This window comes from Providencia sp. PROV267 (assembly GCF_028477825.1).
Classification (GTDB): domain Bacteria; phylum Pseudomonadota; class Gammaproteobacteria; order Enterobacterales; family Enterobacteriaceae; genus Providencia; species Providencia stuartii.
In genome coordinates this window covers 1-26,138 of record NZ_JAMPLX010000018.1, presented here as the reverse complement: position 1 = coordinate 26,138, position 26,138 = coordinate 1, and the positions used below count along the sequence as shown (strand labels likewise).

28 protein-coding genes and 2 pseudogenes are annotated in these 26,138 nt (G+C 40.4%); 11 read left to right on the top strand and 19 right to left on the bottom strand.

From position 1 onward, the window contains the following. Positions 1-66: 66 nt before the first annotated feature. A complete protein-coding gene (locus PR709_RS12500; RefSeq protein ID WP_042116583.1) occupies positions 67-537 on the top strand; it encodes a DUF1456 family protein in 471 nt (156 codons plus the stop codon). A gap of 13 nt (positions 538-550) precedes the next feature. Here the strand turns inward: PR709_RS12500 and PR709_RS12495 are convergent, their stop codons facing one another. From PR709_RS12495 to PR709_RS12465, 7 genes are all read right to left on the bottom strand, one after another. Continuing rightward, positions 551-1,453 carry a LysR family transcriptional regulator gene (locus tag PR709_RS12495; RefSeq protein ID WP_004919726.1) on the bottom strand — a complete coding sequence of 301 codons (903 nt, stop codon included), beginning with the start codon at positions 1,451-1,453 and terminating at the stop codon, positions 551-553. A 42-nt stretch (positions 1,454-1,495) separates the two neighbouring features. After that, positions 1,496-2,188: a phosphohydrolase gene (locus PR709_RS12490; RefSeq protein WP_004919724.1), complete on the bottom strand. Its 693-nt coding sequence runs from the start codon at positions 2,186-2,188 to the stop codon at positions 1,496-1,498. A gap of 43 nt (positions 2,189-2,231) precedes the next feature. After that, the gene (accA, locus tag PR709_RS12485; protein ID WP_004919721.1) at positions 2,232-3,191 is read right to left on the bottom strand and encodes an acetyl-CoA carboxylase carboxyl transferase subunit alpha; all 960 of its coding nucleotides are present in this window, start codon (positions 3,189-3,191) and stop codon (positions 2,232-2,234) included. Positions 3,192-3,321: 130 nt separating this feature from the next. Continuing rightward, positions 3,322-3,738, bottom strand: a complete 417-nt coding sequence (locus tag PR709_RS12480; protein ID WP_004919718.1) for a helix-turn-helix domain-containing protein — start codon at positions 3,736-3,738, stop codon at positions 3,322-3,324. 87 nt (positions 3,739-3,825) lie between these two features. Then, positions 3,826-5,292: an AMP nucleosidase gene (locus PR709_RS12475; protein WP_272570911.1), complete on the bottom strand. Its 1,467-nt coding sequence runs from the start codon at positions 5,290-5,292 to the stop codon at positions 3,826-3,828. Between the two features lie 63 nt (positions 5,293-5,355). Beyond that, complete coding sequence (locus tag PR709_RS12470) at positions 5,356-5,664, bottom strand: hypothetical protein (RefSeq protein ID WP_004919715.1); 309 nt, start codon at positions 5,662-5,664, stop codon at positions 5,356-5,358. A 184-nt stretch (positions 5,665-5,848) separates the two neighbouring features. After that, on the bottom strand, positions 5,849-6,757 hold the full coding sequence (locus PR709_RS12465) for an AEC family transporter (RefSeq protein WP_272570910.1): 909 nt from the start codon (positions 6,755-6,757) through the stop codon (positions 5,849-5,851). A 286-nt stretch (positions 6,758-7,043) separates the two neighbouring features. On the opposite strand from PR709_RS12465, the gene PR709_RS12460 reads away from it, so the two are divergent. Further along, positions 7,044-7,583, top strand: coding sequence for an NADAR family protein (locus PR709_RS12460; protein ID WP_004919711.1), 540 nt, complete (start codon positions 7,044-7,046; stop codon positions 7,581-7,583). A gap of 149 nt (positions 7,584-7,732) precedes the next feature. On the opposite strand, the gene PR709_RS12455 is transcribed toward PR709_RS12460, so the two are convergent. The 3 genes from PR709_RS12455 to PR709_RS12445 all read right to left on the bottom strand — a co-directional run bounded on the left by PR709_RS12455 (position 7,733) and on the right by PR709_RS12445 (position 9,460). Continuing rightward, positions 7,733-8,314, bottom strand: coding sequence for a helix-turn-helix transcriptional regulator (locus PR709_RS12455; RefSeq protein WP_042116580.1), 582 nt, complete (start codon positions 8,312-8,314; stop codon positions 7,733-7,735). A 146-nt stretch (positions 8,315-8,460) separates the two neighbouring features. After that, positions 8,461-8,697, bottom strand: coding sequence for a hypothetical protein (locus tag PR709_RS12450; RefSeq protein ID WP_004919708.1), 237 nt, complete (start codon positions 8,695-8,697; stop codon positions 8,461-8,463). A gap of 304 nt (positions 8,698-9,001) precedes the next feature. Next, entirely contained in the window at positions 9,002-9,460 is a 459-nt protein-coding gene (locus tag PR709_RS12445; RefSeq protein WP_004919706.1) for a GNAT family N-acetyltransferase, read from the bottom strand. A 106-nt stretch (positions 9,461-9,566) separates the two neighbouring features. On the opposite strand from PR709_RS12445, the gene pdxR reads away from it, so the two are divergent. Continuing rightward, the gene (pdxR, locus tag PR709_RS12440; RefSeq protein WP_004919704.1) at positions 9,567-11,048 is read left to right on the top strand and encodes a MocR-like pyridoxine biosynthesis transcription factor PdxR; all 1,482 of its coding nucleotides are present in this window, start codon (positions 9,567-9,569) and stop codon (positions 11,046-11,048) included. A 148-nt stretch (positions 11,049-11,196) separates the two neighbouring features. Further along, positions 11,197-11,778 carry a YebB family permuted papain-like enzyme gene (locus PR709_RS12435; RefSeq protein WP_004919702.1) on the top strand — a complete coding sequence of 194 codons (582 nt, stop codon included), beginning with the start codon at positions 11,197-11,199 and terminating at the stop codon, positions 11,776-11,778. Positions 11,779-12,055: 277 nt separating this feature from the next. Here the strand turns inward: PR709_RS12435 and PR709_RS12430 are convergent. From PR709_RS12430 to PR709_RS12415, 4 genes and pseudogenes are all read right to left on the bottom strand, one after another. Beyond that, a pseudogene (locus tag PR709_RS12430) lies at positions 12,056-12,562 on the bottom strand (phage late control D family protein); the annotation flags it as partial. A 459-nt stretch (positions 12,563-13,021) separates the two neighbouring features. Beyond that, positions 13,022-13,258 (bottom strand): hypothetical protein, encoded by a 237-nt coding sequence (locus tag PR709_RS12425; RefSeq protein WP_004919695.1) that lies wholly within the window; start codon positions 13,256-13,258, stop codon positions 13,022-13,024. A gap of 2 nt (positions 13,259-13,260) precedes the next feature. Next, entirely contained in the window at positions 13,261-14,442 is a 1,182-nt protein-coding gene (locus tag PR709_RS12420) for a phospholipase D family protein (protein WP_148493744.1), read from the bottom strand. A gap of 51 nt (positions 14,443-14,493) precedes the next feature. Further along, the gene (locus PR709_RS12415) at positions 14,494-14,742 is read right to left on the bottom strand and encodes an ogr/Delta-like zinc finger family protein (protein WP_071599652.1); all 249 of its coding nucleotides are present in this window, start codon (positions 14,740-14,742) and stop codon (positions 14,494-14,496) included. Between the two features lie 80 nt (positions 14,743-14,822). Between PR709_RS12415 and PR709_RS12410 the strand changes: the two genes are divergently transcribed. Next, entirely contained in the window at positions 14,823-16,190 is a 1,368-nt protein-coding gene (locus PR709_RS12410; protein WP_004919687.1) for a hypothetical protein, read from the top strand. Here PR709_RS12410 and PR709_RS12405 read toward each other — a convergent pair. Then, complete coding sequence (locus PR709_RS12405; RefSeq protein ID WP_004919685.1) at positions 16,162-17,253, bottom strand: phage late control D family protein; 1,092 nt, start codon at positions 17,251-17,253, stop codon at positions 16,162-16,164. The genes PR709_RS12410 and PR709_RS12405 overlap by 29 nt on opposite strands. A gap of 158 nt (positions 17,254-17,411) precedes the next feature. On the opposite strand from PR709_RS12405, the gene PR709_RS12400 reads away from it, so the two are divergent. The 6 genes from PR709_RS12400 (at position 17,412) to PR709_RS12375 (ending at position 22,928) form a co-directional block, all read left to right on the top strand. Beyond that, positions 17,412-18,578: a phage tail sheath subtilisin-like domain-containing protein gene (locus PR709_RS12400; RefSeq protein WP_042116578.1), complete on the top strand. Its 1,167-nt coding sequence runs from the start codon at positions 17,412-17,414 to the stop codon at positions 18,576-18,578. Positions 18,579-18,590: 12 nt separating this feature from the next. Next, positions 18,591-19,103 (top strand): phage major tail tube protein, encoded by a 513-nt coding sequence (locus PR709_RS12395; RefSeq protein WP_004919682.1) that lies wholly within the window; start codon positions 18,591-18,593, stop codon positions 19,101-19,103. A 61-nt stretch (positions 19,104-19,164) separates the two neighbouring features. Continuing rightward, positions 19,165-19,467 (top strand): hypothetical protein, encoded by a 303-nt coding sequence (locus tag PR709_RS12390; protein ID WP_004919679.1) that lies wholly within the window; start codon positions 19,165-19,167, stop codon positions 19,465-19,467. After that, positions 19,467-19,616: a GpE family phage tail protein gene (locus tag PR709_RS12385; protein ID WP_319867245.1), complete on the top strand. Its 150-nt coding sequence runs from the start codon at positions 19,467-19,469 to the stop codon at positions 19,614-19,616. The genes PR709_RS12390 and PR709_RS12385 overlap by 1 nt, the downstream gene beginning before the upstream one ends. Continuing rightward, on the top strand, positions 19,613-22,483 hold the full coding sequence (locus PR709_RS12380; protein WP_004919677.1) for a phage tail tape measure protein: 2,871 nt from the start codon (positions 19,613-19,615) through the stop codon (positions 22,481-22,483). The genes PR709_RS12385 and PR709_RS12380 overlap by 4 nt, the downstream gene beginning before the upstream one ends. A gap of 4 nt (positions 22,484-22,487) precedes the next feature. After that, positions 22,488-22,928, top strand: coding sequence for a phage tail protein (locus PR709_RS12375; RefSeq protein ID WP_004919675.1), 441 nt, complete (start codon positions 22,488-22,490; stop codon positions 22,926-22,928). 83 nt (positions 22,929-23,011) lie between these two features. On the opposite strand, the gene PR709_RS12370 is transcribed toward PR709_RS12375, so the two are convergent. The 4 genes and pseudogenes from PR709_RS12370 to PR709_RS12355 form a co-directional block, all read right to left on the bottom strand. Beyond that, positions 23,012-23,938 (bottom strand): hypothetical protein, encoded by a 927-nt coding sequence (locus tag PR709_RS12370; RefSeq protein ID WP_004919673.1) that lies wholly within the window; start codon positions 23,936-23,938, stop codon positions 23,012-23,014. Positions 23,939-23,940: 2 nt separating this feature from the next. Next, positions 23,941-25,008, bottom strand: coding sequence for a hypothetical protein (locus PR709_RS12365; RefSeq protein WP_052309248.1), 1,068 nt, complete (start codon positions 25,006-25,008; stop codon positions 23,941-23,943). A gap of 208 nt (positions 25,009-25,216) precedes the next feature. Beyond that, a complete protein-coding gene (locus PR709_RS12360) occupies positions 25,217-25,567 on the bottom strand; it encodes a tail fiber assembly protein (protein WP_004919670.1) in 351 nt (116 codons plus the stop codon). After that, positions 25,567-26,138: pseudogene (locus tag PR709_RS12355) on the bottom strand (phage tail protein); the annotation flags it as partial. The pseudogene PR709_RS12355 and the gene PR709_RS12360, both read right to left, overlap by 1 nt.

The window sequence follows — 26,138 nt, the reverse complement described above, 5'->3', positions numbered from 1 at the left end:
TCTCAACATTGATAACTATCATTGGTGATTGATTTAGAAAACTTAATTTATGGAAAATCAATAGCCATGCTTAATAATTATGTTTTACGTCGTATTCGCTACATGCTAGACCTTAGTGATAACCAGATGGTGGAAATTATGCAGCTCTCTGGTTTAACGGTGACCAAAGCAGAAATAGTAAGTTGGCTAAAGAAAGATGATTCCCCCGAATATAGGGAGTGTAATGATAAAACCTTGGTTCACTTCCTTAACGGTTTAGTCTATTTTCGTCGAGGTAAAAGCGATAACCACCCTGCTCCGACAGTTGAAACACATATCAACAATAATATTATCCTTAAAAAACTCCGTATCGCTTTTGCATTAAAAGATACCGATATGATAGAAATCTACCAAAAAGCCGATTTTCGAGTATCTAAACCCGAAATTAACGCCCTATTTCGTCACCCCGAACATAAAAACTACCGTGAATGTGGTGACCAATTACTGCGCTATTTTCTAAAAGGACTCACCCTGAAATTACGCCATACTTCAGCATGATTGAGTCTGGCAATTACACCTTCTTATTGGCAAATAATGGGATTAAATATTGCAAAAAAGCATCAATCTTCGGTGATAATGAACGTCGACTCGCATAAACTGCACGTAATTCAATCGGAGCGGGTCGCTCAGCAAACTCAATAAGTTCAAGTAAACCTTGCTCAATATCTGGTTGGCAAGATTCCATCGCTAAAATGGCATAGCCAATCCCTTTTAATGCAGCAACTTTAGCTAAAATACCGCTATTAACTCGGTATCGACTATTAATATTGAGTTTTTGAGGGCGTTCTTGTTGGTCGATAAATATCCATGGCTGACCGGCTATTGCACTTAAACTTGAAATACAAGGCATATTAGCTAGCTCCGTGAGGTTTTTCGGCTTGCCCGTTTGTTCAATAAGATGAGGAGCCGCCACAACAACGCTCGGCCAAGCTTTTATTAATTTCGAATGATAGCTGCTATCGCCTAATTCACCCCGATGGAACGTTAATAATAAATCGATATCATCATTAATCACATCTAAAGGCATAAGCTGAGTATCACAATGAAGCGTTAATTGTGGATGCAACAGAGCAAAATCGGTGATTATGTCGGCTAATAGTAGGCTTCCCGTCTCACTAGGAATAGTGAGCCGTAATGTTCCTGTTAATCTCTCACGATGGCTTATTTGGCTCAATATATCATCAAGCTCTGCATAGAGATTTTGACTATGCTTCCATAATATTTCACCTTGCTCTGTCAGCCTCATATTCCGCGTTGTTCTCTCAATTAACCGACAATTGAGCTGAGTTTCTAATTGCTTAATACTCCGGCTAACATTCGATGTCGGCATAGACAGTTGTTGTGCGGCACGAGCAAAATTGCCCTGAGACGCCACAGAAACAAAAACTCTTAATAAATTCAGATCAACCGACATTTATCGCCTATCCCTATTGAATACATCAAGCCACTACCTTAATTAGAGCCAAAACTGTTCGATGATATGATCATCAAACTGGACACTATTCCCCTTTAATTCAGCACTTAATTTCGCCATAAACTGTACTAAATAATTCGCATTTTGAGTGGCGAGCAATCTTCCCATTGAAGTTTGCATAGTACTCGGTAATTTAAGTAATTTTTGCTGAAAGTGATCTAAAGCCCATTGAGTATCATCCAGTGGCCTATTTTGTGCAAAAGGATCATTTGCATCAAATAATGCCCTATTCAGTTGGCCACTAACGGCAAAAACACGCGCTAAGCCAATTGCGCCAAGTGCTTCTAACCTATCCGCATCTTGAACAATTTTCGCTTCAATCGTTTTTGGTTCGAGCTGAGCACTAAAACTATGGGTGATAATACAGTGAGCAATCGGTTCATAGTAATGTTCAGGTAGGCTTGGAAAATGAGACTGAAAAATACTCACCGCTTTATCAGCACTTAAAGAAGATGCTTGGTGTCTTTGGGGGTGATTTTTCGGCAATGAGACAAAATCGTGAAAATAACAGGCAGCCAATACAACCAAAGGATTAACTTGTTCTATTGGCTCCATAATTTTTTGTGCCGTACGCCAAACTCGCCTAAGATGAAAAATATCATGGGCATTATCATCATTAACCCAGTTTTTTAGCAGGTAATTATCAAACTCATTCGCCCATTGCTCTATATTCATTTCTATCACCAAACGACTTCAGATAAAAATGACTATATCATGCTTAACAGTAACCAAACGCCATAATTTTCTGATATCTTTCGGCCAATAATAGATCAACATCCCGTTTTTTGAGGACCTCTAAATCAATAAGCAACTGCCGTTTTAAATTTTCACTCGCTAATACATAATCGCGATGTGCGCCACCGAGCGGTTCAGGGATAATAGTGTCAATAATACCTAGCTCCTTGAGCCTTTTGGCTGTCATTCCCATTGTTTCCGCAGCAACTTGCGCTTTTTGTACATCTTTCCAAAGGATTGAAGCACAACCTTCCGGTGATATTGCCGCATATGTGCTGTACTCCAACATATTAATACGGTCGCCAACCCCTATTGCCAGTGCACCACCAGAGCAACCTTCCCCTGTTATCACGCAAATGATAGGTGTTTTTAGGCAAGACATCTCCATAATATTTCGTGCTATCGCTTCAGCTTGCCCTCTCTCTTCTGCACCAATACCGGGATATGCCCCCGCAGAATCAATGAATATCACTACAGGTAAATGAAAACGCTCAGCCATCTTCATTAGCCTTAATGCCTTACGGTAACCTTCCGGGGAAGGCATACCGAAATTTCTCATCACTTTTTCTTTTGTGGTACGCCCTTTCTGTTGACCTATAACCATAACAGGTTGCCCGTCAAGGCGTGCTAGACCACCAACAAGCGCCTTATCATCCGCAAATGCCCTATCTCCAGCCAGCTCCTGAAATTCCGTAAAAATCAGCGAAATATAATCTAGGGTATAGGGCCTCAATGGATGCCTTGCAAGTTGAACTATTTCCCAAGCACCAAGCTGAGAAAAAATTTTCTTTGTCAGTGCTAAACATTTTTTCTCCAGCAACTTGATCTCTTCATCGAAATCAATATCAGGCTGTTGGCTATTTTGTTTAAAAGCCACTAAGGCGTCGATTCTTTCATTAAGTTCGACGATAGGTTTTTCAAATGCTAAGAAGTGAGTAGACATAGGACCCTTTAAATCAGTGTAGCAATACCTAAAGTGTAGTTAAGATCTAAAAGGCTTTCTATGAAGGAAAATGGGATAAATTGTTATCAAAAGTGGGATAATCACGCGGTTATACCCACTAGATTATGCCTTATTGGCTGAATTTTCGGCTATTTCGTAGGCCTATCGACATTATTTTTTGAAATTTAGGGCAGGCTAAATGATTTTCTTCAGGGCAATTGACGATATGCAAAATACCTTTTTTTAACGCCGACAAATCATCAATGACTTTTTGAATTTCCTCTGCTTTTGTTATTAAATAGCCACGATCAATCGTTGGTCCATTTCTTTGATTCAACATGGTGCTTATTTCATCAAGTGAAAATTTTGCTTCTCTCCCTAAAGCAATAAGTGATAAGCGAGTCATCACATCTTTACCATGATAAACACGCTTCAAACCTTTACGACCAATCGGGGTAATTAACCCCTTTTCTTCGTAATAGCGCAACGTCGATGGCGGTAAGCCCGATAGCTCACTCACCTCAGAAATATCTAGTTCATCAACCATGGCGTTAATAACTCGCTTAATTCACCCATACCTCATTTTTTCATTTGCCACTGCAAATGTTATTGATTCGGTATCTATACTTTTTTATTACCTAAAAGGAGGCTCATCAAAGGTTCTTAATTTTCTTGAATGCAGCTTATCGCCTTCTTGTCGCAAAAGATCAATCGCTCGAATACCAATCTGCAAATGTTCTGAAATTGCCCCTTCATAAAAGCTATTTGCTTGCCCTGGTAATTTGATTTCACCATGTAATGGTTTATCAGAAACGCATAATAGCGTCCCATATGGCACCCTAAAACGATAACCTTGAGCCGCAATAGTCGCACTTTCCATATCTACAGCAACAGCACGGCTTAAGCTGAAACGGCGGGCCGTTGCAAAAAAGCGTAATTCCCAGTTACGATCATCCGTTGTCACCACCGTACCTGTTCTTAGCCGTTGCTTAACTAATTCACCTGGCATATTACTGACTTGTTTCGTTGCATCGTACAGTGCCCTTTGTACCTCTGCGATACTTGGGATGGGAATATCAGGGGGTAAAACATCATCTAAAATATGATCATCACGTAAGTAGGCATGAGCTAATATATAGTCACCAATTTTTTGACTTTCACGTAAGCCGCCGCAATGGCCTATCATTAACCATGCGTGTGGCCGTAATACCGCCAAGTGATCACAAATATTTTTTGCATTCGATGGACCAACACCAATATTAACTAATGTTATTCCTACACCCTCTTTCGCGATCAGATGATACGCTGGCATTTGGAATTTTTTCCATGTGAGATCAGACGTGGCAATTTGTGGGTCAGCGTTTTCAGCCGTTAAATAATTGTGCCCTACACAGGATAATGCAACATAACGACTATTCGGATCCCTAACTTGCTCGCAAGCCCAGCTTACAAACTCATCGACATAACGATTGTAATTTGTAAACAAAATATAAGGTTGCACATGTTCTGGCGGCGTTCCCGTATAATGTTTCAGTCTCGCTAAGGAAAAATCGACACGCAAAGCATCAAAGTGAGAAAGGGGCATCTCCTCTGCGGATTGAAATAAACCGTCGGTAATATCATCACTAATATCTGCAAGATCTGTAATAGGAAAATGAGCCGCTAGACTGCTACTCATACTTCTATCTAAAGCTAAATCAGAACCATCAATCACAAACGGGTATGGCACTTCAGTTTGTGAGGGGTAAACAGAAAAAGTGACATCATAATCTTGCTGTAAAATGCTCAGTTGCTCGGTTAAATATTGACGAAATAGATCCGGCTGGGTCACCGTAATACGATACTGTCCGGGCTTAACAAAACGTGCATATGCCCTCGTTTTTACGCAATGATCAATTTGACCATGCCACTCAACACATAGTTCAGGATAGGCAAATAATCCCTTTTTGCGGGCATCCGCATCAGGTAATTGCCCATCAGTCACATAAGCTGCAATGGCACTTCTTAAAGAATCAATGGCATTTGTGTACAGCAATGAAAGTTTATCTAATACCTCATCAATAGATAGATTTTCATTATTTTGACATTTTTCTAAAGACACACATGACCCCTTATCATCAAATGATATTATTACCTTATCAAGCAGCAGTGTATGTCTTTAATATTATTCAAACAAGCCTTTATACATTCGCGTTGGGGATAAAAAATTCGTCTTTTCAGGTTGTAAACGCCTTACAACCTTGGTTTCAAAAAGCCATTGAAATTCTGCTTTGCTGAGGCTTAATGGCTGCCCAGTATTACTTTCAACGACAAATAGCGTATTATTTTTAATACCTTTAATTTTTATCCCCATCAACTCAGATTCTTTGGTTGTGAGCTTCTCGGGTGAACTAAAAATAGCCTCTATCGCGCGTGAACTGGGAATCGAGAGTGTTTGGTTTATTTGGGGTTGTTGATTAATACAAAATGGCATTAGCGTTCTCAATAAACAGAATTTTGAATGTAGATATAGCCATTAGACATATTTTATCTAAAACTGTCATAATGCGTTATTCCTACAACCATTTTATCCCCAAAATTAACCCCATATTTTAACAAAGCGATTCTCTATCAAACCCATTACCTCACTTAAGCTAAATAACGATAGCAGCAATGAGTTAATGTATTATCTGGGTAAGAATGAATGGTAATGTCACGACAGCAATTACGGTCTGCAAAGTGATGATGCCTGCCATAAGCTGACTATCACCATTTAGTTGACGAGTTAAAATATAAGCCGTCGGCGCCGTCGGTATTGCAAAGAAAATCACAAATAACGCGGTTTCAAACTCCGGTAATGAGAATAATTTTGCTGTTAAAAGCGCTAATACCGGCATCGCTAATAAACGTAACAGCGTAGAGGTCATTAGCGGCTTAAATTCTTTCCTGAGCGTCGATGTTTGCAATGCCGCGCCAATACAAATTAACCCTAATGGTAAACTCGCTGCCGCAAGTAGCTTTAATAGTTGTCCTGAACCAAAAGGTAATCCTATTGGAGATAAGTTCAGCAAAATACCAATAATACAAGAGAGGATTAACGGGTTTTTAATGATCGGTAAAAATAACTGTTTGATAGAAACTTTAGATCCAGCGGTTAATACTAAGACCGCAATAACATTACAACTTGGCACCAGTATCGCCATAATGACGGCAGCAATCGCTATACCATCAGTACCAAATAAATCGGCTATGATTGCAAGCCCTAAATAAGTATTAAAGCGGGTAATACCTTGAATATGAGCACCAAACCGTGGTATTGGCATTTTAAAAAGTAATTTAAAAATTAGAACTAATACACTGCTAATAATAAGCACAAAAAATATCGCACCTGCGAGATAAGGCAGTTTAGGGCTATCAAGTGGGGCACTCGCTAAACTGTTAATCAATAAAGCAGGAAACAAAATAAAATAGTTCAGTTTTTCAGCGCTAGGCCAAAAATCAACCGAAAACAGCGATGAACGACGTAATATAAAACCCATTGCTATCAGTGCAAATAAAGGCCATAAAACTAACAATATTTGTTCCATATTTTTATACTTTACTTTCGTTAATAACCTTACCCAATAAGAGGGCTTACTGTATCGTTAACAAAATGTAATAGTTAGGTAAAAATGGCTCTATTCATGCGTGAAAATGCGACTTTTTATATCATTTATAAAAAATGTCTGATGCCTCACGTTTTATTTAATTTTCAACACTTGCCAGTTACTTTTTAATCAATCTATTTAAGCTATAACTACAGGTCTTTCTTATGGTATTTCGAAGAATTTATCGATACGCTACCCCAATAGAAATTTATTAGAACAATTTATTATGGATATCCAAACCCTTTGCAAACAATACCGAACAGGTAAAAAATTGAAATACCTCTTTTTCTGGGGTCATCAATCAAAACAAAAACAAGTTACCAAGAGTTGCCTGAGCCAATGGTATCCAGCTACTTTTATGGTTGAAGGCAATCGCTTTGCCAGTGCTGAACATTTTATGATGGCAGAAAAAGCACGATTATTTGATGACAATGAAAGTTTCGAGAAAATTATCCATGCCCCAAATCCTGGCGCTGCAAAAGCATTCGGTAGAGAGGTACGAGGCTTTCAACAGAGCATATGGGATGAACATAGATTTAATATTGTTGTCGCAGCAAATCTTGCTAAGTTTTCACAAAATGAAGAGTTAAAAACATTTTTATTAAATACCAATGAAAGAATATTAGTGGAGGCAAGCCCTGTTGATAAAATATGGGGGATCGGCCTTGCTGAAGATAGTGAAAATATCGAGAACCCTCTCACTTGGAAAGGGCTCAATTTATTAGGTTTTGCGCTTATGGAAGTACGTAAACAACTAGCAACTTAAAACATTCCTTACTCACTCTAACATTGAACCAAGAAAATTGGCTTCCCTGCTACCACAAGCATTGAGTATTCGAGTTGTAGCTGGCGGCTTAGATATCATGAGCATTAAAGTTACCCCCTTATGTCAATAAGGGAGTATTTTAAGATTGGTTATTTAACATTCGTTTTATCGGCGTATGCTGCTCTTTTTTGCCTATTATCGACGATTTTTTTCGTTATCGCTTCAACTTCAAGCAAATCATCACATACACTTGATCGTAATACCAAGTTCCATTTACTTAATGCCTTCGCATTCGTCACTAATTCAGGATGGTGATTTAACCTGCCATTAATTTGTAACCAATTAGCAACCTCAGCCCAATCCCATAAAGGGGATTGGCCTTTAATACGCTGTATTGGGTTTGGAAAATCCCCTGCACCCCGCTTACCATCTTTCAGCATTGCAACCGCTTGCCTTGAGAGATGTGTTAAATCAGCAATATCACTCAAGCCGACGAGCACCGAATCAACCGATTCTACTCTTGCCCCTAACCCAGATGTTTCAACATGATGGATAGCTGACTCAATTGCATCATCTAATGATTTAGCCTCTCTATCAAATTCTAGATAGACCGATTTACCATAAAAACAGATTAGCGCATCACCGCAACCACTTTCATACAGCGCATCTTCGAGTCCTGGGGTATCAGCATTAACACCTGAAAGCACCAACGTGAAATTGTATAGTGACACTGTCTTCTCCTTGATACTCGCCATACATTAATGGATTCGTTAATAGATACCTTTAACTGAGACCATTTTATTATCTATACCGTTCTAGGTGACCTTTCTCATCCCCTAGATTATTCGCTTGAAACAGGCGGCAATGCCGTCTTAAATTAATTTCCAGACCGATAACAACTATCAACTTTCCGTTTGATCTGTTTAGCATGATCCTCAGGACGGCTTGGTGTGGACCACACGCTCATTTGATGGTTTTGATGTGCATCATTCGCGTCACCACAGCGTAAACGGCAAAAGGCATGCGAACTATGACCCGCTGATACCAAAACCCAGCCTTTAGAGACAGCATATTCAATCGCTGATTGAATGTGTTTGTTTGGATGTCTCTTCATTTCCCTCCTGTATCCGTACTGTAGTTACTTCGTTGACGGGTGTCAACAAGGTGTTTTCCTTTGAATATCACATGTAGTGATTGTTTACTGTTATTTTTCAATAACAGTCGGATATAACTTAACAAAAAGCTACTTTGAACTTTGTCTGAAATTAAAACAATGAGCATAGCAAAGGAGATAAAAGCCCCACCGCTCGCAAAAACAGTGGGGATGGCAGAAATCGCCAAGAGATCACAAGTAGGATAAAAAATCTTCGGATGATGAGTGGGTATGTAACCTATCTCATGAATAAATCACTAAAAGATTACAACGGCATTCTATATTCAATCACACCTGGTTTTTCAGCAACCCAATCATATAAGCGCTGCCCTCGTAAATTGGTTTCCTGCGTATGCCAATACAGACGTCCACAAGCTTGTTTTTTTGCTTGTTCATGCACGAATTCAATCAGATGTTTTCCTACCTGACGCCCCCTTACGTCTGGCGAAACAAATAAATCTTCCAAATAGCAGAAATTATTTTCCGCCCATGTGGAGCGATGGTAGAGGTAATTGACAAAACCAACCACTTTTTCACCTTCAAGTGCAACGGCGCAATACATAGGCTCATTTTCATCGAAAAAACGCTCCCATGTTTTTAATGTGATTTCTTCGCTTAAATCCACTTTATAAAATTCTTGATACTGCAACCAATAAACTAGCCATTGCGGATAATGCTCGGGTGACACAAACTCAACAGTAACAGGTAACATATTGTTATTCATGATATATCCTTTAACGATTCGACATATAAAACAATGGCGTTATATTACATATCAATCTGGTACTAAATAAGATACACTTTTGCTATTTATTTAGGATCCACTTCTAATGAAACGTAAACCGCAAGCTCTCTTCCCTCATTTACTCTTAGAAGCAGGTTGTATTAAAGAAAATGTTTATCACACCATCAGAAATGCCATTCTTGATGGGCGATTATCTGCGGGGATCAAACTGCCCTCGAGTCGTGCTTTTGCTGAAATGATGTCGATATCTCGCAATTCAGTCATTGCTGGTTTTGAACGATTAATCGACGAGGGTTATTTAGTTACTCGTCAAGGCTCTGGTACCTATGTTTCTACAACCATACCTGATGAGCTGGTTAAATTAACATCCAAGACAGATCCTCTCGATAAACAGCAATATTCTGCACCTAATCTCAATCCCGTGATGAGTCATTTAGCGACATTATGGAAAACGTCTCGGCCTAATACGAATAAAAAACAGATGTTCAATATCGGCATTGGTTGCGTTGATCAGTTTCCCCATGATTTATGGGGAAGATTACTAGGAAGGGTTTGGAGAAGATCAAAACAAGAAATTCCTCACTACAATCATCCGGCAGGTTATCCGCCACTAAAAAGAATATTAGTCGATTATGTGCACTCAACGCGTGGGGTTAATTGCAGCGAAGAGCAAATTATTATTGTAAATGGTACTCAGCAGGCGATTAATTTAACCGCAAGCGTATTATTACAACAAGGTAGCTCAGTCTGGTTAGATGATCCTGGATATGACAGTGCGCGAGCTATTTTAACTGCTCGTGGAGCCAATATTTGCCCAATTCCTTCTGAGAGTGATGGAATGAATATTACGATGGCCGCACAAACTTACCCTGACGCTTGCTTAGTTTACACCGCCCCTTCCCATCAATTTCCTCTTGGTACGACTTTGAGCTTAACAAAACGATTAGCGCTATTAGAGTGGGCAAACAAGAATCAAGCATGGATTTTTGAAGATGACTACAACAGTGAATTTCGCTATTTATCTAAACCTATTCAAGCACTTCAAGGGCTTGATGCACATCAACGTGTTATTTATGCCGGCACCTTTTCTAAAATGATGTATCCGGGTTTTCGTTTAGGATTTTTAATTGTGCCAAAAATTCTGATCGAGCCTTTTACTATGATGAAATATTACAGTGATAGCCATTCAGGTTACTTAGAACAAGCCGCTTTAGCACAGTTTATTCAAGAGGGGCATTATGCACGCCATGTGCGTAAAGTTCGTAAAGTTTGCTATTCACGCCAAAATGCATTAATTAGTGCAATTAACACCTATTTGCCCCATGTATTTAACGTTGAGCAAACAGATTCAGGGATCCATGCTGTTTGTTGGTTAAAGCCGGGAATTAGTTTGCCGTTTATACTCTCTACCTGCCATCAGTTAGGTTTTGGTGTACAGCCACTGTCTCGTTATTGTATGAATAGTCATGAAAACAACGCTATTTTATTCGGTTATGCTGCACATACTGAAACTGAGATTACGCGTAGTATTATCGCATTGAGCCATGCCCTACAAACAATAAAATAAATTGAGTTGCATAACCTATAATCAATATAACCTAAACGAAAACGTATTATTTAATTTAATACGCGATTTTAATCCGTATTCTCATTGCTGTTACTCTTTGTCAGGGATTACTATCAAACAGAGTTAAAATTATTGAGAGGTATGAATAATGACAAATAATACTCCCCCTAAAAACCTCGAGGTCGGCGATATTATCTTTACAAGTATTGGCACTACGTTATTTCGCCAAATAGCGTCAGCCTCTTTATGTTGGAGCAATCATGTTGGCTTGATAATTGGTCATAACGGGCAAGATTATTTAGTAGCAGAAAGCCGAGTACCGCTATCAACTGTCACGACTTTGACTCGCTTTATTCAACGTTCGGCTGGGCAAAGATATGGTGTTCGCCGACTTACTCACCACCTAACGGATGAACAAAAAGCAGCTTTAGTTGCAGAAGTTCCTTCAAGACTTAATAAATTTTATCATACTGGCTTTGATTATCACTCTTCCCGCCAGTTCTGCTCGAAATTTGTATTTGATATTTACCAGTCAGCGCTTTCAATTAACGTAGGTGAAATTGAAACTTTTAAAGATTTATTAAGTAAAAACCCCGAAGCCAAACTTAACTTTTGGAAATTATGGTTTATCGGTCATATTCCTTGGGAGCGTGCGACAGTGACCCCCGCCAGTTTATGGAGCCATCCGCAATTAGAGTTAATTTACCGCAGTCACGAGGATATTCATTAGTTCGGATTGCGATAATTCTTTGGCTTGTTGGGATGTTGCTTTGAGAATAAGCTATTTTGCATGATAATTTCGTACAAAAGACACTCGCAATCGAGTGTCTTTTGATACAAATTTGATAAAAGGCCCCATCTTTTCGAGTTAAGCTTTAAAATACTCAATTCCAATAATAATGAAAGTAACAGCGAAAAATCAAATTTAACAAATAAATCTAGATGTTTCCTTGCTAAATCAGAAGATATCATTTTCATTTAAAATTTGGATAGCTTAGTAAAATAAACTATCCAATTATTTCTATTCCTTTTAGCGATATTTCCAGTTCTAAATGGGCAATAAACCCGTTCCCATCAATGGTGTGTGTCACTCGGCTAATCACCCCACTGGTGACAATCAATGGTCGGTTTAAAGCCAGTTACCGTGACGGGTATTTCAGGGTAAAGGTTGGCTCACCCCTCAGCCAACGTAATATTAAATTCTGCCGCGCCCTCGATGTAATCGCCCTCTTTTTTGGGTTTTTGCTTGCGTTTAAGATTGGTTTTCTTTTGTTGAGCGTAGTTCAAATCTAACCAGTAAGCTTGTACGCAGGTGTACGCTTGCCGGTCAGCCAATCAAAAATAATGCCTATCCCCACTTTCCCACATGATTGTTATCACCTGTAAGAGCTTGCCGCTTTGCGTGCCCCCTAATTAGACAGGATAAATAACAGACTGCCGTTTTTAATGGTGGTTATCACGCCGAGCATTTCAGCCATGCGCGTTAAAAAGCTAATATCGCTTTCGTTGGTTTGTATACATAAAGTAATTAAGATCACCGCACCGATCGCAATAACATAACCAAGGCCATCAAACATAATAATTCCATTTATCATTAACGAATATCAGTGCATAGTCTCAACCTTAAATTTACCTTAAGTACATGAAATGAATCTCACTCGCATACATTCCTTTATCTTTGCTGACTGATTTAGTTTAAATATCACTCACTAAGGCGGTTAAAATAATCTCGGCACGACTTAATCATATGCACAAAAAAAGGCACTCGCCCCCGAGTGCCTTTGGGTACAACCTACTGAATTAACAATTATTCAGCGGTTCTGGTACTGGTGCGGATTAGGTAGTCAAATGCGCTAAGTGCGGCGTTCTAAAAGTGAGTTAAATAATTGATTTAAATGGATTTAGTCAATGGTTAATGTCCACATATTGACCACACTTATAAAGCCTCTTTTGACGAGAGGCTTTATTTTTGCTTATTTTTCAATGGGTGGGAGGAGTTTTTTAGCTTGCTCAATCAAAGTTTCAATTACCTCAAGAGGAATGTTCGGCTCAAAACAAGTTAATGTAAATTGGAGGGTAACATCCGAGTAAAAGACTTCAGCAAGTTGTAATATTGGGTTAGTATTTGCAGCAGTTAATTCAAGGAACATGCCATCCCTAACTATGTCGCTTCCTCTTGATAATTCGTATTCAGTATTATCATTGAACATAATTATTTTTCTTTATAAAATAGAACATCGAGCATCGCTACTCGGCCTTGCCATGCACTTCGTTCAATTCCTGAGGATGGCCATTCAGAGTTCCACCAAGGAGTAACCATGATTCTTTCAATAATCAAATCCCAATATTCCTCATAATTTAAGTTACGCTTAGATAAACAGAACTCTTCTGCAAGCCCTTTTTTATTCTGTTCATTATAACAAATAAACTGGTCAGGTCGTTTCATAGATAATAGCCGTGTGGCAATACCAACGCCATCCCGCCCTTCAGGAAACGCTCGCTTAAACAATTCAACATATTCCAAGTAAGAATCTCTCGTTATCGTTCCACTTAACGATATTTCATCTAGTGCATTAGATATATTTATGTTATTTGAATTAATGGCATTATAATATTTCCCAGCCCCGATCATGGAACCAAACCAAGCCCAATTTTTTATTTCTTCACTTCTAAGCCCTGCTATACCACATCTGACACCTACATCCATATTTGAGAAATGTACATTCCCCTCAAAATAATAATTTATTTTTTTTAACAAATTTATTCGGTCTTTAAACCCATGATATGGATCATTTTGTATTTCTTTATATAGCTCATTCCAATCCATTGTTAATACTTTACTATGTAATATATTAGTATTTTTACTTTTATTATAGACTTCTGCAATTTTCATTAAGGATCGTGATCTAACATTCCAGATATTTCTATATCTCTTCGCCTCATTTACAGTAATACTTTGGGCATTTTTTTCATAATTACTTATTAGACCAACAAAATATTCAAGCTCATAATTCGAATCGTCTTGCTGGATTAATACACATAATTCTGTATTTTTTTCCATGGCGCCATATGTAAAATTCGCACTACCGATAACTACGCTCCAATCATATTCATCATTCCAAAAAAGATATATTTTAGGGTGGAAAACTCCATTAGGCTGTAAGATGAATTTAACCTTTTTAGACATACAAAAATCATCTAAAACATCCGGATGCGTTTGGTAAAAGTGAGTTCCAATGACACCTATTTTTATCTTATTTTTGTGGCTAAGAAGCAACTCATATAAATCCGTTTTTGACGTAGCCCATGCAACACCAAAAGAAATATACTTATAACATGAAATCATCCTTTTTAAATTAGATTTTAACTCCCTGTTTGTATTTAAAATTTTCAAAATTCAACATTCCTTATTATCTTAATCAAGTTATTAATATAATACTGTTTATCAAAACATCTCCATCTGTTTCTCTCCTCGATGTGATCTAGGTAGCTCATCTATCTGGATCTCAAAACCTTCTGGTAACTCTTGTGGAATTGTTTTTGTTAGATAGACCTCCACTGAGGTTATTGTCGTAAAAGAGCAGCCACACAGCATGTTTTGACATTGGTGATAGCTTCTACGGGTTTCACTGCTCATGGATTTACTGGTTTTGGTATAGGTCACAGCGCCACACAGGGGACAATTGAACGCCATTTTTTAACCTTGGGTTTGGAGTATGCCTTAAGTTAGGTTAATCTATTCATCACAAAAATCAATTAAAAGGATTTTATTATATGTCTAAAGGTTCATATTCTTCTAAAATCACATTATTGATATCCGTATCTGTCCTTATATCACCCATAATATTATTTATTTATCTTAGTACACTGAATGCTCAAAATTTCTTTTCTTTTTTATTACAAGAGAGCTACTTATTCCCTTATCTGATATTTATTTCTATCGCTTGGTTTGTTTTTACGTTTATATTTTATAGTCTTCCATTTTTAACATTTAAATTTATTAATCTATCCATTGAAATAACCAATGATAATAATATAAAGCAAAACTTTAGATTATCTATTTGGAGTTATTTACTATCAATATATATAAGTCCAATTGTAATATTTTCTATGATTTATTTAACGGTGGATCATCCCAAATATGTGACACTCATGGCATTCATGACATTTATAGTAATGGCACTACTAATATTACGATACAAGAACAATGTTAAAATCATAAAAATAAAATTAAATTTTTACAAAATTCTTTTATACAAAACTATTAGCATTTTATTTTTAACAATTGGTTTTATTATAGTTTATAGTTATTTTAGCGAGAAAAAATATCATTTAGCATCTGTGCCTTACTTTCTTTGCCTTTCATTTGTACTAACCGAAACTGTTTTTAATTTCAAAAAAGCCCAAAAAGCATTATTCAGTTTAGTGAAAAAGACCTTCCAAACAATAACAAAAATACCTTATTTCATGACACACCCTAATGAATTTAAAGATATTTTCAGAAGTAAAAAAGGCAACAACCGAATAACAAATCGTGATAGATTTATAATGCTATTATTGTTTTCACTGCTTATCATTCCTATGTCTATACTATCTATCTCTGCATTAGTAAATAACCTTGATGGTGAAATGCAATTAGAAGATGCTTTCATACCATTTGTTAGCTTGTGCCTTATCTTATATACAATTCCAAACGTGATACTTTTACTCCCAAACATTGGAATCATAAAAAAGACTGTTTATCTATCACTGTATTTAATATTTTTATCCTTCACCACTAATATTCTTAACCTTTTGGCTTATAAAACCTTTGACTCCATACATTTCATTAATAAAAACAAAATCGAAATAACAGCAAAAAAATGGCATGATGCTGACACACCTATTCCTGCAACACTGAATAAAATTCAAATGACTGCTTTCAATGCATTTCAAACACCAACGCATTCTATCTTTTGTAACTATGATGATATTAAATCATTAACCACAAGAATTGAATTTGATTTCTTTAGACCTGAAAAAACTCCCCCTAGATGTATATTTGTCAACAATGACGATGTGAACCTAGTTGAAAAGGATAAGTTTATAAAAATAACACCAACCTCTGAAGAACCTACCCTTCATCAATACCAACATCTTTGATCCTTATTTCTAACTCCAAACTTGTGATAAAGCCGTGACCATCGATTTGGTGAACAACACGGCTAATCACCCACTGGTGACTATCAATGGTCGGTTTAAAGCCAGATACCGTGACAGGCATTTCAGGGTATAAATCGGCGCGACCCTCGGCCAACGTGATATTAAATTCTGCCACGCCCCTTTGTAATTTTGACCACTTGGCCGCGGCGGCACGCTTAGCGGATTGTTCGTTTTTAAAAGTTTGTCGCATCACAAAAACGTTACCCTCAGCTCCCTCGATGTAATCACCCTCTTTTTTGCTCGACTTCTCTTTTTTGGGTTTTTGCTTGCGTTTAAGATTAGTTTTCTTTTGTTGGCCATAGTCCAAATCGAGCCAATAGGCTTGCACGCCGGTGTACGCTTGACGGTCTGCTAACCTGAAATAATGCCTATCCCCACTTTCCCGCATAATGGTAATGACGGGCAATGGCTTGCCGCTTTGCGTGACTCCCTGATTAGGCACAATAAATAACAGACTGCCGTTTTTAATGGTGGCTATCGCGCCGAGCATTTCAGCCATGCGCGTTAAAAAGCTAATATCACTTTCATTGGTCTGGTCGGCGTGGTCAATTTCAATGTGCATCAATTGTTTACTCACCGCTGGCTTGAGGTTATAACGCCCCGCTATCGCACTCACTACATCAGGTACTTTGATATCGTGCCAGCTGTATTCGCGTTTGACGTTAAAGTCCTGCCGAAAGTCCGCGCTACGGGCAGTTACCGTGATTTGGTCAGGTGGGCCTGAATGGCTAATTTCATCAACGGTATATATCCCTTTGTGTACCAAGGCTTCCCCCTGCCAACCAAGGGAAATGGAAATCTCAGCCCCACGCGCCGGTAACGCAATTTTACCGTCGGTATCATCGATAGTGAGTTCTAAGGTATCAGCCTCAAAACCCCGATTATCCGTTAATGTCAATGACATAAGCCGGTCATTGACGCTCAGGAGCTGCACGCCACCGACCGTTAAATCAAATGCAGGAACTTTGACTAAATTCCCCTCTGTCCAATCCGTAAAAGACATATTCACCACCTAGCCAATTCAATATGCCTAGATTGTCGTCGCGCGCGTAGGTGAGCAATCATCCGTGGTTCTCTTGTGCCTGTGAGAACCCTAAGTACATGATTTGTTATCAAACATCCCTGAGAATAAAGATAAATAGACATCAGGAGATAATAACGATGGCCGTATATCATCACGGTGTTGAAGTCCATGAAACCACCGACCTCAGCACCCTTATTCGAGATATCGACACCTCAGTGATTGGTATTGTCTGCACCGCAGAAGATGCCGACCCCGAGGCGTTCCCACTCGACACCCCCGTATTAGTCACACGCATTAAAACGGTACTCAGCAAAGCGGGTAAAACCGGTACGCTTTACACTACTTTAAAAGCGATTGATGACCAATGCAGCCCAAAAGTAGTCATTGTGCGCGTTCCTGAAGCGAAAGAAGGCAGCGAAAAGACCCAAGACCAATTAGTCATTGGCGGCACGGGTAACGATGGACGCTATACCGGCCTTTATGCATTGCTAACCGCTGAAGCCAATATCGGTGAGCGTCCGCGTATTTTAGCGGTACCCAAACTGGACACTAAACCGGTTGCCATGCAGCTTGCGATTTTTGCCGAGCAAATCAAAGCCTTTGCCTATATCAGCGCCAACGGTTGCAAGACCATCGCCGAAGCCAAGAAATACCGCGAAGATTTCAATCAACGCGAAGTGATGATCATCTATCCTGAATTTATCGCGTACAACAAAGAAAGCGGCCAAAATGAAGTTATCCCCGCCACCGCTTACGCTATTGGTTTGCGTGCCAAGATTGATGCGGAACAAGGCTGGCATAAGTCGATTTCTAACGTGCCGGTTAATGGTATTTTGGGTATTAGCGCGGATATTTACTGGACGTTACAAGGTAAAGACACCGACGCCAACGATTTAAACAGCCACCAAATCACCACGCTGATTAAGCGCGATGGGTACCACATTTGGGGTAATCGCACCGGTGATAAAGAAATTTATACCTTTGAAGTGTATACCCGTACTGCGCAAATCTTGGCTGAAATGATCGCCGAGGCGCACTTTAGCTATATCGACAAAACACTCACGCCCTCATTGGTGAAAGATATTGTTGATGGGATCAACCGCAAAGGCGCACAACTCGTCACGCAAGGCCGTTTATTAGGGTTCCAATGTTGGTATGACCCATCGGATAACCCGAAAGAAAATTTACGCGATGGCAAGGCGCACATTCGCTATAAATACACCCCCGTACCGCCACTGGAAAACCTGTCTTTAACGCAGGAATTCACTGACGAGTATTTCGCTGTTTTTGATCAACTGGGCTAAGGAAATTGAATTATGGGTATGCCTAAAAAACTTTTTATGTTTGACCTGTTTATTGATGGCCAAACCTACCTTGGACAAGTAGAAGAAGTCACCCCACCAAAGCTGTCATTAAAAACAGAGGATTATCAAGGTGCCGGTATGGTGGGCTCTGTTGCTGTCATGATGGGCTTTGATTCTGGCGCATTAGATATGGATGCCTCTATGGGGGGCTTAATGTCTGAATTGCTGGAAAGTTGGGGCGCCACCATTGACGGTAAGCAATTCCGCTTTGCGGGCTCTTACTACAATGATTCAACCGGTGAATCCGTTCCGTGTGAAATTCAAACTCGTGGGCGTTTTACTGAATTGGATTTCGGCAGTGCGAAAGCCGGTGATAACACTCAGCACAAATACACCATCAAAAATACGTACTGCAAAATCACCATCAATAACAAAGAAACGTTTGAAGTGGATTTGCTCAACATGGTGTGGAAAGTCAACGGCAAAGACATGCTGGAAAAACACCGAGCCAACATTGGCCACTAATTAATACGGTGGGTTTAATCACCCCCCCCATTTTATATTTATTTAAATAGGAATAGTAACCATGGCTGAAGTTATTCAATTCGACGCTCCAATCAAATTAGAGTCGGGGTTAGAAATCACTGAGATCACCATCACCGACACGATGAAACAAGTTGGCGCCTTACGTGGCTTAAAACTGTATGACGTGATGACCTCCGATGTGGATTCACTGATTAAATTGCTGCCGCGTGTGACATCACCCCGTATGAGCGAGCGTGATGTTTCGCTGCTGCCTATCCCTGCCTTTAATGCACTTGCCACTGGTATTGCTAATTTTTTAGTACCGAACTCCCCGCAAGAGATGACAGACAACGCGGACGAGTAATCGAATGCCCGAACATTGAAACGGATGAGTTAATCGCTGATATCGCCACCGTTTTCCACTGGGCGCCGTCTGAATATGACGCCATGACGGTTGGCGAAATCCTGTTATGGCATAAACGCGCAGCCGCCAGAACAGGAAATGAATCATGAGTGATCGCAATTTAAATATCAGGGTGTCGTTAAGTGCTGCGAACCTTTTATCAGGCCCTCTTGGTGCTGCGCAGCGTAGCGCCGCGGGGCTTTCTGCTAAAATTAGAACAACCCAATCTTCTATACGTAACCTTCAAGGGCAAGCAAAAACATTCGAGCGCCTATCTCAATCAATTGAGAAGAATACTCGTGCTTATGATGACGCTAAAAATAAAGTCAAAGCATTGCGTGATGCTTACCCACCCCTGAATCAACAAACCGAAGCACAAAAAAAAGCACTTGCCGCTGCACGTTTAGAGCGAGACAGACTTGGCCGAACTCTCGATAAAGAAAAACAACGCCTAGCCACAGTACGAGCCGAATTATACCGACAAGGAATTTCAGCACGCAATAGTGCCGATGTAACCGCACAAGCCACAAGGCGCACCGAGGCCTACAACCGACAATTGGATGAACAACGGCGCCGGTTAGCGGCAACGACTCGCGCCCAGACTCAATACACTAAGGCAAAAGAAGTCAGAAATAAATTGGCGATGGGTGGTGCAATGGCGGTAGCCGGTGGTACAGGCGCATTATACGCAGGCGCACGGATCACTGCTCCTGGTCGAGACTTTGACGAGGGTATGTCAACAGTACAGGCACTTACCCGATTAGATAAAAACTCGCCACAACTCGCCATGCTACGTCAGCAAGCGCGAGAATTGGGCGCCAGTACCGCTTATACCTCTACTGATGTTGCAGCCGGCCAAAAGTTTTTAGCAATGGCCGGTTTTACACCAGATGCCATTAAGGCTGCATTAGGTGGCGTGTTAAACATGGGATTGGCCGGTGATATGGATCTCGGTGAGGCTTCCGACATTGGCTCAAACGTTCTGACGCAATTTCAATTAAAAGCCGAAGATATGAACCGTGTTTCTGATGTGCTCACGGCCACCTTTACCCGCAGTAATACCGATCTACGCCAACTTGGTGAAACCATGACGTATGCAGGCCCTATTGCTGCACAACTTGGTGTCAGCCTTGAAAGTATGGCCGCAATGGCAGGAACCATGGCAGATAACGGTATTCGTGGCAGTATGGCGGGTACGTCACTGCGCGCTGGCTTATCGCGCATGGTTGCTCCAGTCGGCAAAGGCCAAGCCGCCCTTGATAAGCTGGGTGTCAGTGTTAAAGACGCTAGCGGCAAACTCCGCGATGCCGACGAAATCTTAAAAGACGTTGGCAAAAGCATGCGTAAGTTTGACCAAGCTAGCCAAATTCGCATGAAAAAAGACATTTTCGGCGAGGAAGCGATGGTCGGTATGGGCGCCGTCATTGATGCAGTCATGAATGGCCGCTATGACGCACTGAAAACGGCCAACATGGGCGCCGAGGGTGAAGCCGATAAAAACGCCAAAGTTAAAATTGATAACTTAAAAGGCGACCTGAAACAGTTAGAGTCTGCATGGGAAGATCTCGGCATTGAGATTCAAGAAAATGTCGATTCCCCTTTACGCCGTGTCACCCAATCATTAACAGGTTTTATTGGCAAAGTTGGCCAGTGGATGAAAGAACACCCTAAAACCACGCAAGCCCTTGCGGTTGGAGCGATAGCAATTGCCACTTTAGTCACTGCCCTTGGCGCGTTAGCCCTTGCCGCTGCCACGGTGATTGTGCCGTTTGCCGCGATGCGACTCAGTCTATTTATGCTTACCGGCAGTCAAGGTTTTGGCGGCTTAATGGTCGCAGGCAGTAATGCCATTAATCTTATTGGCGGTGGGTTTTCTTTGTTATTGAGCCCTGTGGGTTTATTTGTTGCCGCCATAGTGGCCGCTGGGGTATTAATTTATCAATATTGGGAGCCGATTAAAGCCTTTTTTAGCGGGTTTTGGGATGGTTTCACGGCTGCCCTTGCGCCAATTGGTGTGGCTTTCAGTGCCACTTTTGCCCCGTTCGCCCCGATATTCGACGGTATTTCAAATGCGGTCAGCAAGGTGTGGAATTGGTTTAAAGAATTGCTATCACCAGTTCAATTATCTACGGAAGAATTGAAATCGTGTACCGAAGCGGGTCAAGTGTTCGGCGAGGTAGTGGGTAACGCTATCAGCGCCCTATTCTTTCCCATTCAGCAAGTCGCCAAAGGGCTTGGCTGGATATTAGAAAAACTGGGTGTTATTCCCTCCGCGGCCGAAGCTGCCGCCGATGCAGCGCGTGCCATGGGCGTTGACCCAAACGAAAAAGACCCATTCAAGGTGCTAAACTCCGTTTCTGCTTATGCAGGGAAAATCGCCAAGGCCAACGAACAGGCACAAAAACAGCAAGCCGAGGCAACCAGTAAAATCACCAGTAGCGTCACCGTTGCCGGTAAACAGCTTGAGAAAAGTAGCGAACTACAGAAAAAAGCCAATGACGTAAACCCGCTAGAAAATGCGGAAAAATACGGTACCTTGGTGTATGACGGCGCAGAGAAAAAGAGCAAGCAAAAAGGCAGTAAATCCGCGTTAAGCGATGCGGCCGAAAGTGTCGATAGAAATAAACTCGGCGATATTGTGTTTAAAAACTTTCCAGCTGTGACCACGGTTGATGGGCTATATCAAGAGCCCCGTATCGCTGCGAGAAAAACCTCACTATTTCCACAATTCAATGATGTGTTGATTAATACCTTAGCCCCTATTCAACCCAAATTAAATGCGGTACCGGTGGCAGTATCGCCGACACGGCCAGAACGCCAAATCATGCAGCCGGAATACAATACTTTTGAGTTGAATTTTTACGGGGTTGATATGAGCAATAAAAAAGAAATTGCCGACATTGTGAAACAGCAATTAACCACCTTGTTACGTGAACGTGATAGCCGCCGCCGTTCCAGCTTAAAAGATCAGGACTAATATTATGATGATGATTTATGGCATGTTTGTGTTTGAGCTACGCACCGCCCCCTATCAAACCTTTAACCACTCACTAGATCGGCGCCATGTGAAAAATGATCGTGTTGGCCGCAGTGCCAAATGGCAGTATGTTGGCGCCGGTGAAGATAAGATCACACTGGCCGGTACGCTTTATCCCGAAGTCACTGGCGGTGATGTGTCGCTGGAATTATTAAAAACCTCGGCCTATGTGGCTAAGCCACTACCTTTGATTGAGGGCACAGGAACGATTCACGGTATGTATGTAATCACCAATCTGGTTATGGATAGGACAGAATTTTTTACTGACGGTAAAGCGAAAAAAATAGATTTTACGTTGTCGTTAAGTCGGGTGAATGAGGATGTGAGGGAAAGATTGGAGGGGGTGGATGTTGGGGGGGGATGGGCGTGTTTTGATGGAATGTGAGGCGAATTGATTCGCCTCAGCTGTTCTTGTTTAAACCTAATCTAGCTATCAACAAGATTCGCAATAGATGAATCAATGATATTTTACTGAGAAACCGAGCTACCTTTTCTTATAATCCTTAAAATTTCAGTAACTAAGCCAGCTGCAAAACGCTGTTCTCGCAATCTCTCGTCCTCTAGAGTTGGGTCATCACCATGCATAAATTGACCATAAAGAACTGGGCCAGCTAACGTATATCCTTCTATATCACCATTGCCTTCAGCAAAGCATTTTTGTAAGGCTGCCAACCCAGTGGATATAGCTTCCTGATGCTCACCACTTTCTATGCGATTTAGGAATTTTGCTGCAATTTCATTAGGCTTCCCTGCATAACGCATAACATGAATTAAATCTGCTGCATCCTTGGGTTCTTTACGATTGTCAAATGAAATAGCTTTTAGAAGAATAAATGCGACTTCATCTGCAAAACGTATAGTCTCGATAGAAATACCTGCATTTTCGACTCCATTCGCCCCAAAGAGGGTCGCCGTAATTTCTATTTCGCGGTACCAATCATGTGATATTTCTGCGAAAGGGATCACTAGAGCTGAAACGCCTTCTCCATCAATTGGAACTGATCTTCCGGGTTTTCCATCAACGCTAGTACCTTGCAAAAATTCCACTAGTATTGACGATCCATCAGGAATAGGAAACTCCCAACGCCATGAGTTTTTCTCAGAATTTTTTCTGAAACCTTTTTCCACAAGTTGATCGTGTAAAGATGCATAATTCTCACCGTCTGCAATAACTTGAAGGTTTAGTACTATATCAACATCAGTTGTGCCAAAATGCTCAGGTATCATAGGTGGCTGTTCAGGGGTTAAATAACGAGGCACAAGTCCCCCTATTAGGCGTAAAGTCCCTTTCATTGTTCCAAAGGTAGTTAGTAATGTAACTAAAACACGTTCACACATTTCTGTATTGATTGCTGAATATCCAGTTCTATTTTTAGGTTTACTATGACCAGCCATGGTTACATCTCCAAAATTTCCCGACGGAATTGCTCAGCAAGTTCCGCATTTCGCCCTTTTCCGTCCAATAAAGATAAATACTGAATGAAGTTACTAGCAACTGGTAACCCATTTTTCACTTTTATAAACTGTAAACCAGCTGCCGTCCACTCATGCACTACCACATTATATCCTTTTTCAGCCTGTTTGATGCCTGTTGATTTTGCAAATATTTCCGCTTTACCCTGTGGAACAATAATTTCAGCTACATTAACACCCGTTAATAATGGTGAGGCTTGATTTGCCGCTAATGCACCAGTGATAGCCCAGTTTATGTTGTTGTCGAAGGAGTTCACTTCATGGCCAATATTTATGACGCAATCCACTATATCTGATGCAAATATATAGCCATAAAATTTATTTTTCTTACGTTGCTTTATTGTTTCAGTCCAAGCGTTAAGTAAGGCGGTCGGATTAACCAATCTACGCCTTTGAGAACGCCCACCTTCATTGGATTTAACAACCCACTCTCTGAGCTCAAGTTCTTTGAGAACACCAGAAACCGTATATGCTGATGTATCAGAAAAACTGCTTAACTCCTCACCAGAAAACCAATCCCCATGAGACTGTAATAGTGCATGAATGACCATTTCGCGCGCATCGCTAAAGAGATCAACCCCCCCTGTTTTTGTCATTCTTTTTCGGGGTCTTTGAATATCAATAAGTATCTGCTTATTTTTGACAAAAAAGGTTCCATTGAGCTCATAATATCCAATATTATGAGCTTTCAGTATTTCTCTTGCGCCTTCGCTAATCAATTCAGCTACAAATATAGGCATAACATTTTGCTCATATTTGTATTTTTGGCAAAATTCATTAAATATCCAGATAGCATGTTTTACATCTCTTGGATATGCTTGTTTTTTCACCTCAACGGGCACGATCCATATCCCTCGTTCTGTATTAACCTCAAATACATAGTCAATACCGATATTATTAGAGAGTGCTTTAAAGTCAGTGACTTCACATTCCAGTGTGTCCTTTAGCGTTTCTATCATATCTTGTAATAGTTTATTTTCTATATGAACCATAACTAATGCCTTCTGAGTAAGCCCCACCATTCCTTAGCTATTTATAATAGCTTATCTGAACAGATAATACACGAAAAAAACATAATCATTAGCTAATATGGATACTTTATCTGTTCAGATAAAGGAGCTAATTTGAATAAGGAAAATATCAACTAATAAGCACAAATAGAAAGCAAATTCAGTACATCATTAAATCCTTATTGTATTGTCACTTTAGACTAACTGGCCAATTAACACACAACCCCAACCCAACATCCACCCTATTCACCTCTACTCGATACTCTTTCCACACCCTTAACTGCTCCCGTTCTTCATCTGTTGCGATACCAAGGTCAACGGCATCTTGCAAAGGTGCAATTGCGGCGGTAGCCTCATTTAATAGTGCTTGTTTTTGATACTCGGCTTCAGCGATTAATTGCTCTTTTGTTGGAGGTGGATTGGTGATCGCTAATGCCTCTTGCTCAGCAATAAGGACTAAATCATCAGCAATAAATGCATCCTGTGATCCATCTGATTCATAGGCATATACTTCATTGTTTTTGTCTTTGTAATATTTCATTATGACCTCAACTCAAACCATTGATGAATAAATGGGCTAACGGTTCCGCTTGGATAGTCAATTTTGTAAGTTGAACCGTGGGGAATAACTGCAGATACAGGGGCTTTGGCTCCGTTACCGTAAGTCATAGAAGTCGCAATCACGACGCCGTTAACATGAATATTAACGCCATTCATACGGTCATTTGCAGAAGTACTGGCAGTAACGAGTATTACAATAGGTTTCCCTGTCGAATTGGTGTAAACCGTGCCAACTGCACGTGAAGCTTTAACATTCTGCCAAGTTTGTCCATAACCTAGTCCACTCCCTGCCGCAAATTTGCTATCCACCTCAGCCTTGGTATACGCGCCCACGTCCCCTGCATTCAGTACTATATCTGCGGTCAGTGCTTTATTGTTTACTTTGCGCCCACTTGGTACCCGTCCATTCGCGTTATTATTCGCATTGTTTGCTACAGTGTTGGCTGCATTGGCGGTCGCTTGTGCATCTGAGCTTGCCTTTTTCGCATCAGCAACTTTAGTATCTGTTTCTGCCTTTGTATACGCGCCAACATCACCAGCACTTAAAGTAA